Below are 13,227 nucleotides of genomic sequence, written 5' to 3'. Positions count from 1 at the left end.
CAATCCCTTGGAGCAACCCATGCGCCTGCAGCCCAGCCGCCTCGCCCTGATAGCCGCGGCCGTCTTCACGTTTTCCGGCGCGGCGGTCGCCGTCGCTCAGGACGGCCCCCCGCCGCCCGGTCCCCCGCCCATGGCCGATGACGGCCCGGGCGGTCCCGGCGGACCGCCGGCGATGGTGCGCCACCACCGCCTCGACCCCGAAGCCCGCGCCCAGCATCTGCGCGACGTGCTGCAACTGCGCGCCGACCAGGACGGCGCCCTGAAGGCCTATCTGGACGCCGTCGCGCCCAAGGATTGGACCAAGGACCATCCGAAGCGGGAAGCGGTCGACACACCGCGTCGGCCGCCGACCACGCCCGAACGCCTGGATCGCGAGGCCGAGCGCCTGGACCGCGCCAGGGCGCGGATCGACGCCACCCGCGCCTTCTACGCCGCCCTGTCGCCTGGCCAGAAAAAGGCCTTCGACGCCCTGGGCCCGATGGCCGGCGGCCACGGCCCGATGATGCGCCGCGCCGAATTCCGCCACTTCAAGGGCGGTCCGGGCGGAATGCCGCCCCGGCCCAAGGCGGACTAGGTAGCCTCCACGATTGCGGGCGCCCTCCAGGTCTTCTAAGGCTCGGAACATGGGCGCCCGTGATCCACACCATCCGCTGGACTTCCTGACCAACCCCGAGCGGTTCATGGCCTTTTCGCGCTGGGCCGCGCCGATGTTCGGCGTAGTCGCCGCGGTGCTGGCCGCCGTGGGCCTGGTGCTGACCTTCGCCGCGCCGGAGGATTACCAGCAGGGCGACACCGTGCGGATGATGTTCATCCACGTGCCGGCCGCCTCGCTGTCGCTGTTCGTCTATCTGTGCCTGGGGATCGCCAGCTTCCTGGCCCTGGTGTTTCGCCACGCCCTGGCCGACGCCGCCGCCGTGGCCTGCGCCCCGCTGGGCGCGGCCTTCACCGCCCTGGCCCTAGCCACCGGATCGCTGTGGGGCAAGCCGATGTGGGGAACCTGGTGGGTGTGGGACGCCCGCCTGACCTCGGTGCTGGTGCTGCTGCTGTTCTACCTGGGCTACCTGGCCCTGCGCTCGGCGCTCGAGGACGAGCAGAAGGCGGCCCGGGCCGCCGCCATCCTGGCCCTGGTCGGCCTGATCAACCTGCCGATCGTCAAGTTCTCGGTCGAATGGTGGAACAGCCTGCACCAGGGCAGCTCCACCCTGTTCGCCAAGCCGGGTAACGGCCTGCCGGCGGTCTATGCCTGGCCGATGCTGGTGATGAGCCTGGCCTATCTGTCGGCCTTTGGCGCGCTGTGGCTGGTGCGGATCCGCGCCCTGGTCTGGCGGCGCAAGGCCCGCGCCCTGGCCCTGCAGCAGGCGGAAGGCTAGCCGATGCACTTCGATTTCGACGCCGGCAAGTACGCGGTCTATGTCTGGCCCGCCTTCGCCCTGACGGCCGGCGCCTTCGTCTGGATGATCGCCGACAGCCTGGCCTCGGCCTGTCGCTGGCGGCGCGAGGCCGAACGGCTCCAGGCCCAGCGGGACGCGAGGAAGCCGTGAGGCGCTGGATCGGCTTCGCGCCGCTGGTCGTGCTGGTCGGCCTGGGCGTGCTGTTCGCCGGCTACGCTCTCAAGCACGATCCGCATGTCCAGCCCCACGCCCTGGTCGGCAAGCCCGTCCCGGCGGTGACCCTGCCCGACCTGGACACCGGGGCGATGGTCGCCGTGCGCGACGCGCCGAAGGGACCGCGCCTGATCAACTTCTTCGCCTCCTGGTGCGCCCCCTGCCGGGTCGAGGCTCCGCAGCTGATGGCGCTGAAGGCCCGGGGCGTCACCCTGGTCGGGGTAGCCTACAAGGACGAGCCCGCTCGCACCCAGGCGTTCCTGGGCGAACTGGGCGACCCGTTCGCCGTCAAGCTGATGGATCGCAACGGCCGGGCCGGCATCGAGTTCGGCGTCACCGGCGTGCCCGAGACCTTCCTGGTCGGGGCCGACGGCGTCATCCTGGCCAAGCACAGCGGCCCGCTGACCGACGCCGACGTCGAGCAGATGCTGGCCAAGCTGCGCTAGCCGGACGCCAAAAGGCCCGGACGGCTTTCGCGGTCCGGGCCTCCGGTTTGTCTAGGACGGCTGCGGCTTAGCAGCGATGGCCCTTGCCGATCTGGCTGCCGGCATAGGCCCCGACGCCCGCGCCCAGCAGGGTGCCGGGGGTGCGGTTACCGTTCGAGACCGAGTTGCCCAGCAGGCCGCCGGCCAGGGCGCCGATCACCGCGCCGGTCGCCTTGCCGTTCTTGCGGTGCGAGCGGCAGCTGTCGTAGCGGCTGTAGCGGCTGTCATAGCGACGATCGTAACGGCTGTCGTAGCGCGACTCATAGCGGTGGTGGTCGCGGTAGTAGCGGCCGTCATGGGCAGAGGCGAAGCTCGGGGCCGAAACCAGGCTCAGGGCGGCCGTGGCCGCGGCGATCATCGAGAGGGTGGTCTTGGTGGCGGTACGCATCGGGTGTCCCTTTCCGTTCAAATTCATGTCCGACCGGCCCCGATCCGGTCGATCTTGAGGACACCTTACGCCCCGCCGCCTGAACGGCGTCGGCAACCCGACTTTCATCTGGCGTTCAGGTTGGCGTCCGGTTTTGGCCGTGTTTCGTCGAACGCAGCCGCGACCATTAACCGCGCGTTGACCATGCTCGCCGACCTTGCATTAACCATGATAGAGTCGCGCCCATGAGCACGATCCGTCCGACCGGCCTGCCGTCCGTCCCACCGAGACCCGCCTCAGCGCAGGGCTCGTCGGCGGCTGGCGGCTCGCGCGCGGCGGCGTTCTTCCAGGCGGCCGTCAGCGACGCCGCCGCGGCCCGACCCACCGCCCCGCCGATCGCCGTCCAGCTGCAGACCCAGGCCCAACCGCAGCGTCCGCCGCCGGCCCGGCCGTTCGTCCAGCCGGCCGAGCAGCCACAGAAGATCCTGCGCCCGGGCTCGCTGCTGAATATCCTGGTCTAGACGTCTAGACCGGCCAGGTCTCCGGACTCATCGCCAGCACCTCGCCCGCCAGGTAGAGCGAGCCGCAGATCAGCACGTGCGGCGTCGGCTCGAGCGCCAGCGCCTTGTCGAGCGCCGCCTCGACGCTGTCGCAGGCATGGGCCCGCAGGCCGGCCAGTTCCGCCGCCGCCGCCGTCTGGGCCGCGCTGGCCGCGGCATGGCCCTCGAACGTCACGGAAAAGACCTTGGCCTTCAGCGGTGCGAACGGCGCGAAGAACCCCGTGGCGTCCTTGTTGGCCAGCAGGCCGGAGATCAGGGCCACGGGCCGCCCGTCGCGCGCCGCCAAGTCGCCCAGGGCCCGGGCCACCGCCTGGCCCGCATGGGGATTGTGGCCGCCGTCCAGCCAGAGGTCCGCCCCGTCCGCCCGGGCCCGCTCCGCCAGGGGACCGGCCGTCAATCGCTGGAATCGGGCCGGCCAGGTGGCGGCTGCGATCCCCCGGGCCATGGCGGCCTCGTCGACGCGCGAATCGTTCAGGGTCAGCAAGGCCGCCACGGCCAGGCCGGCGTTGGCGAACTGATGCTCGCCCGCTAGGGCCGGGGCCGGCAGATCCAGCAGGCGATCCTGCATCTGGACCAGCAGCCGGCCGCGTTCGTTCCAGGCGTCGAAGTCGCGGCCCATCAGGGTCAGGGGCGCCTCGAACAGGTCGGCCTCGCGCTCGACCACCCGCTCGGCCTCCTCCTGCTGGCGGGCCGAGACGACGGGGGTGTTGGGCTTGATGATCCCGGCCTTTTCCTGGGCGATGGCCGCCAGGGTGTCGCCCAGGAACTCGCGGTGGTCGATGTCGATCGGGGCGATCACGCTGACCGCGGGCAGGACGACATTGGTGGCGTCCAGGATCCCGCCCAGCCCCACCTCGACCAGGCAAAGGTCGGCCGGAACCTCGGAGAAGGCCTGGAAGGCCGCGGCGGTGGTGATCTCGAAGAAGGTGATCGGCAGGCCGGCGTTGGCCGCCTCGACGCGCTCGAGCACCTGGGCCAGGTGCTCGTCGGTGATCAGCGTCCCCGCCAGCCGGATGCGTTCGGCGAACCGCACCAAGTGCGGTGAGGTGAAGACGTGGACCCTCAGCCCGGCCGCCTCGGCCATGGCCCGCAGATAGGCGACGGTCGAGCCCTTGCCGTTGGTGCCGGCCACGTGAATCACCGGCGGCAGCCTCTTCTGCGGATCGCCCAGGGCGGCGCACAGCCGCACCATGCGGTCCAGCGACAGGTCGATCAGCTTGGGATGCAGGGCCTGCAGCCGGGCCAGCGCGGCGTCATGGGCGCGGAGGTGGTCGGTCATGGAGGGTCCGCCCTCGTCCTTCGACAAGCTCAGGATGAGGGCTATTGCTCACTCTGCGCCAAATTCGATCCTCATCCTGAGCTTGTCGAAGGACGAGGATCGCTCACGAACGTGGATCAAGCCGCTTTCAGCGCCCGGCCCATCATCAGCGTGCCCAGGATCGAGCCCAGCACGGCCGGCAGGTCCTTGCGGTGCGTCACGCGGTCGACCATGCCCTTCTCGACCAGGTATTCCGAGCGCTGGAAGCCCGGCGGCAAGGTCTCGCGGATGGTCTGCTCGATCACCCGCGGGCCGGCGAAGCCGATCAGGGCGCCCGGCTCGGCCAGGTGCACGTCGCCCAGCATGGCGTAGGAGGCGGTGACGCCGCCGGTGGTCGGGTCGGTCAGCACCACCGCATAGGGCAGGCCGGCGTCCTTCATGGCGTTGATGGCCAGGGTGGTGCGGGCCATCTGCATCAGGGACAGCGCCCCTTCCTGCATCCGCGCGCCGCCGGCGGCGGTGAAGGCCACCAGCGGAACCTGGCGGGTGATCGCGGCCTCGGCGGCGGCGATGAAGCCCTCGCCCGCGGCCATGCCCAGCGAACCGCCCATGAAGGCGAAGTCCTGGACCAGCACCACGGCGTCGACGCCGCCGACCTTGCCGAAGGCGATGGCCATGGCGTCCTGCTCGCCGGTCGCCTTGCGAGCGGCGGCCAGGCGGTCCTTGTAGGACTTGCCGTCCGAGAACTTCAGCGGATCCTCGACCACGGCCGGGGTCGGCAGGACCTCGTGGACGCCGTCGTCGAAGGTGTATTTGAACCGCGCCTCGGGGCCGATGCGCATGTGGCGTCCGGCCGGGGTGACCCACAGGGCCGCGTCCAGGTCGGAGCGGTAGATCATCTCGCCGGTGTCGGGGCACTTGACCCACAGGTTTTCGGGCGTCTCGCGCTTGGCGAACGCGCCGCGCACGCCGGGCGCGATCCGCGACAGCCAGCCGCCGCGCCGCTCGGTCGCGACCTTGGTCTTGTCGCCCTTCTTGGGCCCCTGGGGTTCAGCCATCGCCATAGCCTTCAGCCTCACGCCATTTCGAGTCGCGCCGACCGCACAGCCTTAGCCAGCTCCGACGCCTTGAGAAGAACCTTCTCGGTCACGTTTTCGTTCACCTTGGCCGCGGATTCGATTTCATCCACCAGGGCCGAGCCGACCACGGCGGCGTCGGCGATCCGGGCGACGGCGGCCGCCTGCTCGGGGGTGCGGATGCCGAAGCCGACGGCCACCGGCAGGCCCGAGGCCGCCCGCAGCCGGGCCACGGCCGGGGCCACGTCACCGGCGTCGGCCGACTTGACGCCGGTCACTCCGGCCACCGACACGTAATAGAGGAAGCCCGAGGTGCGGCGGACCACGGCCGGCAGGCGCGCGTCGTCGGTGGTGGGGGCGGCCAGGCGGATCAGCGAGACGCCGTGAGCCTCCAGGGCGTCGGCCAGCGGGTCGGCTTCCTCCGGCGGGCAGTCGACGACGATCAGGCCGTCCACCCCGGCCTGGGCGGCCTCGCGGGCGAAGGTCTCGAAGCCCTTGTTCACCAGCGGGTTCAGATAGCCCATCAGGATCAGCGGGGTGTCGTCGTCGCCCTGGCGGAAGGCGCGGACCAGGTCCAGCGTGCCGTTCAGGGTCATCTTCTGGGCCAGGGCGCGCTGGCTGGCGCGCTGGATGGTCGGGCCCTCGGCCATCGGGTCCGAGAACGGGAAGCCCAGCTCGATGATGTCGGCCCCGGCGGCCGGCAGGCCCTCCAGGATCGCCAGCGCGGTGGCGGCGTCGGGGTCCCCGGCCATCACGTAGGAGACGAAGCCGGCCCGGTTCTCGGCCTTCAGCGCCGCGAACCGGCGGTCGATACGGTCTTTGGTCAAAGTCGCTCTAGCCCTAGATCGTCCGCCCGAGGGCGTCGGCCACGGTGAAGATGTCCTTGTCGCCCCGGCCCGACAGGCACAGCACGATTACGCCGCCCTCGCCGATCTCCTTGGCCAGCTGCGGCAGCTTGGCCAGGGCGTGGGCGCTTTCCAGGGCCGGGATGATGCCCTCGAGTTCGGCGCACAGCTGGAAGGCCTTCAGCGCCTCGTCGTCGGTGCAGGTCAGGTACTGGGCGCGGCCGACGTCGTGCAGGAACGAGTGCTCCGGCCCGATGCCCGGATAGTCCAGGCCCGCCGAGATCGAGTGGGCGTCCAGGATCTGGCCGTCGTCGTCCTGCAGCAGGTAGGTCTTGTTGCCGTGCAGCACGCCCGGGCGGCCGCCGGTCAGGGAGGCGGCGTGCTTGTCGGTCTCCAGGCCATGGCCCGAGGCCTCGACGCCGAAGATCTTGACGCTCTCGTCGGCCAGGAACGGGTGGAACATGCCGATGGCGTTCGAGCCGCCGCCGACGCAGGCCACGACCGCGTCGGGAAGCCGGCCTTCCAGCTCCTGGATCTGCTCGCGGGTCTCGTTGCCGATCACCGCCTGGAAGTCGCGGACCATGGCCGGATAGGGGTGCGGGCCGGCGGCGGTGCCGATCATGTAATAGGTGTCGGCCACGTTGGTGACCCAGTCGCGCATGGCCTCGTTCATGGCGTCCTTCAGGGTCGCCGCCCCCGAGGTCACCGGGCGCACTTCCGCGCCCAGCAGGTTCATGCGGAAGACGTTGGGCTTCTGCCGGGCCACGTCGACGGCGCCCATGTAGACGACGCAGGGCAGGCCGAAGCGCGCCGTCACGGTGGCCGAGGCGACGCCGTGCTGGCCCGCGCCGGTCTCGGCGATGATCCGGGTCTTGCCCATGCGCTGGGCCAGCAGGATCTGGCCCATGCAGTTGTTGATCTTGTGCGCGCCGGTGTGGTTCAGCTCCTCGCGCTTGAAGTAGATCTTGGCCCCGCCGAGATGGCGGCTCAGGCGCTCGGCGAAATAGAGCGGCGAGGGGCGGCCCACATAGTGGGTCAGGTAGCCGGCCAGCTCCTTCTGGAAGCTGGGATCGTTCTTGGCCTCGGTGTAGGCGCGGTCCAGCTCGAGCACGAGCGGCATCAGGGTCTCGGCCACGTAGAGGCCGCCGTAGTCGCCGAAGCGGCCCTTGGCGTCCGGATAGGCGGACCAGTCGTTAGGTTTCACCGAAGCGTTCACGGGACTCTTCCAGACGTCAGGCGCGTTTGACGGCGTCCAGGAACGCCGTGATCAGAGCCGGGTCCTTTAGGCCGGGACCCCGCTCGACGCCAGAGGAAACGTCCACCAGCGGCGCGCCGGAGGCCCGGACCGCTTCGGCGACGTTCCACGGGTCCAGCCCGCCGGCCAGGAAATGCGGGCGAGAAAAGCGCCGGCCTTCCAGCAGGCGCCAGTCGAACCTTGCGCCGGTGCCGCCGGGCAGGGCCGCTCCTTCCACCGGCCGGGCGTCGAACATCAGGTGCTCGGCGACGCTGTCGAAGGCCCGGGCCTGGTCGACGTCGGCGGCCGACGAGACCGAGAAGGCCTTGATCACCCCGGCGCCGGAGCGGGCGGCGATCTCGCGGACCCGGGAGGGGGTCTCCTTGCCGTGCACCTGGATCAGGTCGGGCTTCAACGTGGCCATCAGCCGGTCGACCAGGGCGTCGTCGGGATCGACGGTGACGGCCACGGTCCTGACCGGGCCCTGGCGTAGCGGCGCGGCCAGCCGGGCGGCGGCCTCGGGCTCGAGGTTGCGCGGGCTTTTGGCGAAGAAGACGAAGCCGACATAGGCCGCCCCGCCGGCGACGGCGGCGGCGACGCTCTCGGCCGTGGACAGCCCGCAGATCTTGGCCTGGGTGGTCATGAGGGGGAGGTACGGCGGGGAAGGCCTTGGCGCAAGACCCCCTCCGGCCCTCCGGGCCACCTCCCCCAGAGGGGGAGGATCTGATTGACGTAGATGCTCCCCCTCTGGGGGAGCTGTCGCGAAGCGACTGAGGGGGTCAGCCCGCGCCCAGCGGTCCCGCCGCCTCCACCGGGTCCGACAGGGTGGCGCGCATGGTGCAGACCAGGCCTTCGGGGCGGTAGTCCATGGTCGCCGCGCCCTTCAGCTCGCCGCGCAGGCTGCGTTCGATCAGGCGCGAGCCGAAGCCGCGGCGGCGGGGCGGCACGACGGGCGGGCCGCCGGTCTCGGTCCAGGTCAGGGCCAGGTCGCGGGTCGCCGCGTCGTAGGTCCAGGCCAGCACCACCCGGCCTTCGCCGCCGCCCCGCTCGCGGCTGGACAAGGCGCCGTACTTCAGCGCGTTGGTCGCCAGTTCGTGGAAGATCAGGGCCATGGTCAGGGCCCCGCCCGGCGCCAGCCAGACCGGCGGCCCCTCGACCGCCAGCCGCTCGGGCGCCTCGGGCGGCACGAACGGCGCCAGAGCCCGCTCGGCCACGTCGCGCAGCCCGGCCCCGTGCCAGCTCTCGCGGGTCAGCACGTCATGCACCTGCGACAGGCCCAGCAGCCGCGACTCGAACTTCTCGAACGCCGTCAGCGGGTCGGCCTCGGTCTTCAGGGTCTGGCTGGCCATCGACTGCACGGTGGCCAGGGTGTTCTTCACCCGGTGGTTCAGCTCGTTGATCAGCAGCCGCAGCTGGCCCTGGTAGTGCTGCTGCTCGGCCTCGACCTGCTTGCGGGCGGTGATGTCGGAGATGATCACCACCAGATAGGGCCGCCCGTCGCCGGGATCGACCCGCGAGGCGGTGACGTGCACCCAGACCGGCCCGTCGCGGCCCTCGACCCGCCGCTCCAGCGCATAGGTGTCGATCTCGCCGGTCAGCAGGGCCAGGCCCTGGGTGACCACGGTGGCGACATTGTCCTCGCCCGGCGCGATGTCCATGAAGGTCGAGGCCAGCAGGGTCTCGCGGTCGCGGCGGGTGATGGCGCAGAACCGGTCGTTGACCTCCAGGAACCGGCCGCTGCCCGACACCCGGGCCACGCCCATCGCCGCCTGATCGAACAGCGCCCGGTAACGGGCCTCGGCCGCCTGCAGCCGGCGGCGGGCCTCCACGGCGGCGGTGACCATCTCGGTATAGAGCACCAGCCCGCCGATCCGGCCGTCGTCGGTGCGCCAGGGGGCCATCGACCAGCGCACCCAGTGCACGCGGCCCTCGCCGTCGACATAGCGGTCGCCCTCGTCCTCGCGCAGCTCGACCCCCTCGGCCAGCACCTGGGCGTGCTTTTCGCGCCAGAACTGCGGGATCTCGGGGAAGACGTCGTAGTGGCGGCGGCCCAGCAGCGGGGTGTCGGGCGCCATGCCCTGGTCGGTCAGGTACTGGCGCGAGGCGGCCAGGTAGCGCATCTGGTCGTCGAAGATGGCGATGCCCATCGGCGCGTGTTTCAGGGCCGTGGTCACGCTGGGCGAAGCCGGGGGCGCCGCCGCCAGGGACAGCGCGTCCTCCGGGGCGTTCTTGGCGGCGTCCTCAATCTCGGTCGGCGATCGCGCGGCCATCGCGCTCCTTTGCTCGGCTGGTTCGTGCGGGCGCGCCATCTTGCTCAGGTTGCAGCGGCTGTCGATGGGGCAATCCCGCGCAGTCGATTGATTTCGCGGTGGATCCACGCCCCTCCCCCTGTGGGGGAGGCGATCGCGCAGCGATCGGTGGGGGGAGTTTTAGGATCGGCGATCGTAGAGCGGGCCATCGGCCGATCACTCCCCCCTCCGTCGGCTTCGCCGACGCCTCCCCCACAGGGGGAGGATCTTGGTTGCACGGCTTGGCCGCCTCACGCGATCACTCGCTGAAGGTATGGAAAGGGACGCGGAGCGCCGGACATCGTCCGGAGTGTTTGAGTTTGTGTACCGTTTCGACGAAGCCCGAACGCTCCGCGCGGTCGTTTTCCAGCAGCCCTCCGGCGGGTGGCGCTCTTAACGCCTTACCGGAAGCGCCCCCGACGGACAGGTCCCGCAGCATCGGGATCCCCGGACCGCCTGCGTATCCCCCGCAGGCCTGCCGCCCTCGCCGACCCCGCGCGCTCCGCCGTTCCTGTCGTCCATGGGCGGCTCCCCATAGGTGGCGTGCGGGTTGCGGCCGAAGCCGCATCGACGAGCGCTCTCCGCTCGATCGCACCCCGCCGCCGCATCGGTCGCTGGCCATGCGCCCTTTCCCCGCGACGAGGTGGGTACAGGATAAGGGCGGTCTGGAAGGGTGGGGATAAGTTAGGTCGAGAAAGTTCAGGGCGTTGAAATCGCGGGAGTTTGTCCGCTATCCGCCGAGCATAAGTCATCTCGAACCCTCTCCCGTGGGGAGAGGGAGGGGCCCGCCGCGCAGCGGTGGGAGGGTGAGGGCGTAAACCGCCGGCCGGCGCGCCGGCAGGGCGTTCGTGAGAAACCGAACAGGGTGTAACCCCTCTCCCTCCCACGCTTCGCGCGGGCCCCACCCTCTCCCGCTGGGAGAGGGTGCGCCAACTGCCGTCCCCCCTCGCCCGGCCGGACCGCCCCGGCGGCCAGGCCGCGCCCTGAAATCCATGGTGGCGAGCCTGCTCTGGGGTCTGACCGTGTCAAGGACGGCGCGCCGCGCCGCCGCGACGCGGTCGCCGGAGGCGATCCTTGACACGGTCAGACCCCAGAGCTCCAATTCCACCAAGGGTTTCAGGACGTGGCGTCATCCGCTGAGGGGCGGATAGCTCTTATCGATGGTCAGAGAACAGCCTCAAGGCTTGAGGGGAGGGAAAACCATTGGAACTTTGCCGGTTAGACAACTGCCCACTTCAACACTCACTACACGATCAAATGCGACGGTAGCGAAGCACGCCCCTAGAATGGCAATTGTGCCCACAATTGCTAAAGCGGCTCGATGCCAACAAATTCGGTAGATCAGCCCATCGAAAACCCTCGTGAACGTCTGTCCGAGATCCGCATAATCTTTAACAAGCTTCGATCTCTGTCGATTGATTTCCGCGCATATCGTGTTCAGTGTAAGTAGTTGATTGACGAGCGCCACGACCAGCAAAATTAGAAATATCCAAGCGCCACTTATCACGGCCACATCCGTCCATAGATCAGGTCCGCAGCTCTGAGCAGTTTTTAATTGTGAGGCGACTATAACAGAAGCAACTGGTATGCCGAGAAGTTGTGCCTGAACGTCAACGATAGTTTTGTGTATCTTAGTTACATACTCTATCTTAGCTGCTTCAAGTTCACCTTTAATCTTTGAGTATGAGAAACTGGACGCAAAAAGTTTGTAGCCATCTCTCACCGCGTCTGCCAGGGTCCCGAGATTTTCAAGAAGGGTCCGGAACCTATCGTCAACAGGTTGAGCTTCGCACAATCGCACGATGGCTTCAGACAAGATTTCAAGCTTTTGATCTTTGTGCGCTTCGTCGGCGAACAATCCCAAGAATCTATCCGCATCGACCGCCGACACACGACCGAGCATCGCAGCATTATACCTAATCGGTATTACCGTTTTTATTTTTCTAACGAACACGAAAGCTTGTTTCGTACGATCCAGATATGATGCAGCCTGTGATAATAAGCTTATAAGCTTGAGTGTTTTTCGGTATTTCACAAGCCAATCGGGTGGATTGCCTCCGCCGGGATAGTAGGCTCCGTCTACTACGAAGTAGGCGCTTGGCTCCTCGATGTAGCCGCTTGACGACTTAACAAGCGTATCAAAGTCCTTAACGAGTGATCCGAGCCCTATTCGTGGCGAAGTAAAATCTACCTGAATCACATCTCCAATAGAGAGTGTCGCGGGATCAGTCGCACCCATGCCGATGCCGCTATCTTGAAGCGCATCCTCGTCCGTATCCAGCAGTCGCAACGTCGCCAAGACGCCATCGTCCAGGATGGTGAGGTTTCCGCTGCGGCCGTCGGGGCTAAATTGTGTAGCTCTATATACCGAAAGCAGCTGATCGAATTTAAGCCTGGGCATCTACTTCGCGCTCTGCGCGTAGCTGTTGCGAGAGCTCCGGCGGCAGATTGAGGATAGTCAACGTATTTTCCTCCTCATCAAACAGTATATTTCCTCCCGAGAGGGCTTCACGCTCAAATTCGACCGACCAAAGGGAGGTTTTTGCTTTGAATTTAACTAGTGGACTCAAGGCTCCTCGATGCGGAACAAATCGATCGTTCAAACCTCGGTCAGGGTCTGTAAGAACTTCTAGTAGAACATCTGGGTGTGCGGGCATAAGTTCATTTGCAAGGGCCTGAAATTCTAATTCCTGCTTTTGTTTAGACGCACGCTCGCATATGGATTTCGCACGGCCCAAAAAATCGTCTTTAGCAGCAGGATCCATTCCCTGCGCTTCCGCGAAGTGTTTTAGCGCCGAAACAAGGTCAGCAGTATCTTGACGCTCCAAAATTGTCGCATCGCAGCCTAGAAATTCTCGGAAATATTCCGATACATCGCCTTTTCCCTTTAGGAAACCAATGTATCGAGCATCGCCTTCCATCCATCCCGTCAGATTGATGCGGCCTGCGAAACGAAAGCCGTCCATGTCCAGATGTTTGACGTCCTGAACACTAAGGTCGCGCGTCAACGTTGCGCCGAGCTTGTCGTTGACGATCGCTACCAATAAGTATTGTTTCGCGTCGCGTTCGAAATGGGCAAAAAAGACGTGCCCGCCAGTAGCGTTAGTTTTTCGCTGAGCCTGGAGGCGTAGCGTGTTCATCAACTCCGACGTAAGAACGCCAAAATCACTGTCCAGGAGATAAGCACGCAGAAATATTGGCGCAGGATAGTTCGCCTCATCCACGGCGAACCGGCCGTGAGATTTTGACGTCCGACGGCTATAGAGATCATACAACTCGTCGATAACCCGCTGGAGCGTTGGATTGATAGGGAGCGGATTTTGCGCCAGCGCTACGACAAATCCGGCCGCACCCTTTTGAAGATCATGCACGGCGGCATTGATAATTACGTTTGGCAAGCGCGTTTCCCCGGATCACTCGTCGCATTCTTGTGCGATTTATCAAATCCTACTCGAGATTGTGCTGACTGAGTAGTGCAGCTTCGCGTGCCAAATCGAAGTCGGATTGGCG

General features: G+C 67.2%; 14 protein-coding genes. 5 read left to right on the top strand and 9 right to left on the bottom strand.

The features are described 5' to 3' along the window. The first annotated feature begins 19 nt into the window (after window positions 1-19). From G3M57_RS25690 to G3M57_RS25675, 4 genes are read left to right on the top strand one after another with little or no spacing between them, the layout of a single operon-like run. Window positions 20-574, top strand: a complete 555-nt coding sequence (locus G3M57_RS25690; RefSeq protein WP_163233539.1) for a Spy/CpxP family protein refolding chaperone — start codon at window positions 20-22, stop codon at window positions 572-574. Between the two features lie 49 nt (window positions 575-623). Next, a complete protein-coding gene (gene ccmC / locus G3M57_RS25685) occupies window positions 624-1,370 on the top strand; it encodes a heme ABC transporter permease CcmC (protein WP_056754748.1) in 747 nt (248 codons plus the stop codon). Window positions 1,371-1,373: 3 nt separating this feature from the next. Beyond that, the gene (gene ccmD / locus G3M57_RS25680; RefSeq protein ID WP_163233538.1) at window positions 1,374-1,541 is read left to right on the top strand and encodes a heme exporter protein CcmD; all 168 of its coding nucleotides are present in this window, start codon (window positions 1,374-1,376) and stop codon (window positions 1,539-1,541) included. Then, window positions 1,538-2,050 carry a DsbE family thiol:disulfide interchange protein gene (locus G3M57_RS25675; RefSeq protein ID WP_163233537.1) on the top strand — a complete coding sequence of 171 codons (513 nt, stop codon included), beginning with the start codon at window positions 1,538-1,540 and terminating at the stop codon, window positions 2,048-2,050. The genes ccmD and G3M57_RS25675 overlap by 4 nt, the downstream gene beginning before the upstream one ends. Window positions 2,051-2,117: 67 nt before the next feature. Here G3M57_RS25675 and G3M57_RS25670 read toward each other — a convergent pair whose 3' ends face one another. Continuing rightward, on the bottom strand, window positions 2,118-2,477 hold the full coding sequence (locus tag G3M57_RS25670) for a glycine zipper 2TM domain-containing protein (RefSeq protein WP_056754760.1): 360 nt from the start codon (window positions 2,475-2,477) through the stop codon (window positions 2,118-2,120). A 224-nt stretch (window positions 2,478-2,701) separates the two neighbouring features. Between G3M57_RS25670 and G3M57_RS25665 the strand changes: the two genes are divergently transcribed. Continuing rightward, window positions 2,702-2,977, top strand: coding sequence for a hypothetical protein (locus tag G3M57_RS25665; RefSeq protein ID WP_056754762.1), 276 nt, complete (start codon window positions 2,702-2,704; stop codon window positions 2,975-2,977). 4 nt (window positions 2,978-2,981) lie between these two features. Here G3M57_RS25665 and G3M57_RS25660 read toward each other — a convergent pair whose 3' ends face one another. From G3M57_RS25660 to G3M57_RS25625, 8 genes are all read right to left on the bottom strand, one after another. Next, complete coding sequence (locus G3M57_RS25660) at window positions 2,982-4,295, bottom strand: bifunctional folylpolyglutamate synthase/dihydrofolate synthase (protein ID WP_163233536.1); 1,314 nt, start codon at window positions 4,293-4,295, stop codon at window positions 2,982-2,984. Between the two features lie 116 nt (window positions 4,296-4,411). Then, window positions 4,412-5,338 (bottom strand): acetyl-CoA carboxylase carboxyltransferase subunit beta, encoded by a 927-nt coding sequence (locus G3M57_RS25655; protein WP_163233859.1) that lies wholly within the window; start codon window positions 5,336-5,338, stop codon window positions 4,412-4,414. Window positions 5,339-5,349: 11 nt separating this feature from the next. After that, complete coding sequence (gene trpA, locus G3M57_RS25650) at window positions 5,350-6,177, bottom strand: tryptophan synthase subunit alpha (RefSeq protein ID WP_056754771.1); 828 nt, start codon at window positions 6,175-6,177, stop codon at window positions 5,350-5,352. A gap of 13 nt (window positions 6,178-6,190) precedes the next feature. After that, window positions 6,191-7,411 carry a tryptophan synthase subunit beta gene (gene trpB, locus G3M57_RS25645; RefSeq protein ID WP_163233535.1) on the bottom strand — a complete coding sequence of 407 codons (1,221 nt, stop codon included), beginning with the start codon at window positions 7,409-7,411 and terminating at the stop codon, window positions 6,191-6,193. 16 nt (window positions 7,412-7,427) lie between these two features. Continuing rightward, complete coding sequence (locus tag G3M57_RS25640) at window positions 7,428-8,072, bottom strand: phosphoribosylanthranilate isomerase (RefSeq protein WP_163233534.1); 645 nt, start codon at window positions 8,070-8,072, stop codon at window positions 7,428-7,430. Window positions 8,073-8,208: 136 nt separating this feature from the next. Beyond that, window positions 8,209-9,699 carry a sensor histidine kinase gene (locus tag G3M57_RS25635; protein ID WP_163233533.1) on the bottom strand — a complete coding sequence of 497 codons (1,491 nt, stop codon included), beginning with the start codon at window positions 9,697-9,699 and terminating at the stop codon, window positions 8,209-8,211. Window positions 9,700-10,894: 1,195 nt separating this feature from the next. Further along, window positions 10,895-12,118, bottom strand: coding sequence for a hypothetical protein (locus tag G3M57_RS25630; protein WP_163233532.1), 1,224 nt, complete (start codon window positions 12,116-12,118; stop codon window positions 10,895-10,897). After that, window positions 12,105-13,115 (bottom strand): nucleoid-associated protein, encoded by a 1,011-nt coding sequence (locus G3M57_RS25625; RefSeq protein WP_163233531.1) that lies wholly within the window; start codon window positions 13,113-13,115, stop codon window positions 12,105-12,107. Before G3M57_RS25625 ends, G3M57_RS25630 begins: the two co-directional genes overlap by 14 nt. Window positions 13,116-13,227 lie beyond the last annotated feature (112 nt).

It is taken from the genome of Caulobacter rhizosphaerae (assembly GCF_010977555.1).
In the GTDB taxonomy this organism is placed as follows: domain Bacteria; phylum Pseudomonadota; class Alphaproteobacteria; order Caulobacterales; family Caulobacteraceae; genus Caulobacter; species Caulobacter rhizosphaerae.
Note: the sequence above shows the minus strand (reverse complement) of the source record. Positions and strands in the feature narration are given on the sequence as shown.

Coding starts and splice junctions, on each gene's coding strand:
- G3M57_RS25690 (WP_163233539.1), top strand. CDS start 20: ATGCGCCTGCAGCCCAGCCGCCTCGCCCTGATAGCCGCGGCCGTCTTC.
- ccmC (WP_056754748.1), top strand. CDS start 624: ATGGGCGCCCGTGATCCACACCATCCGCTGGACTTCCTGACCAACCCC.
- ccmD (WP_163233538.1), top strand. CDS start 1,374: ATGCACTTCGATTTCGACGCCGGCAAGTACGCGGTCTATGTCTGGCCC.
- G3M57_RS25670 (WP_056754760.1), bottom strand. CDS start 2,477: ATGCGTACCGCCACCAAGACCACCCTCTCGATGATCGCCGCGGCCACG.
- G3M57_RS25665 (WP_056754762.1), top strand. CDS start 2,702: ATGAGCACGATCCGTCCGACCGGCCTGCCGTCCGTCCCACCGAGACCC.
- G3M57_RS25660 (WP_163233536.1), bottom strand. CDS start 4,295: ATGACCGACCACCTCCGCGCCCATGACGCCGCGCTGGCCCGGCTGCAG.
- G3M57_RS25655 (WP_163233859.1), bottom strand. CDS start 5,338: ATGGCGATGGCTGAACCCCAGGGGCCCAAGAAGGGCGACAAGACCAAG.
- G3M57_RS25640 (WP_163233534.1), bottom strand. CDS start 8,072: ATGACCACCCAGGCCAAGATCTGCGGGCTGTCCACGGCCGAGAGCGTC.
- G3M57_RS25635 (WP_163233533.1), bottom strand. CDS start 9,699: ATGGCCGCGCGATCGCCGACCGAGATTGAGGACGCCGCCAAGAACGCC.
- G3M57_RS25630 (WP_163233532.1), bottom strand. CDS start 12,118: ATGCCCAGGCTTAAATTCGATCAGCTGCTTTCGGTATATAGAGCTACA.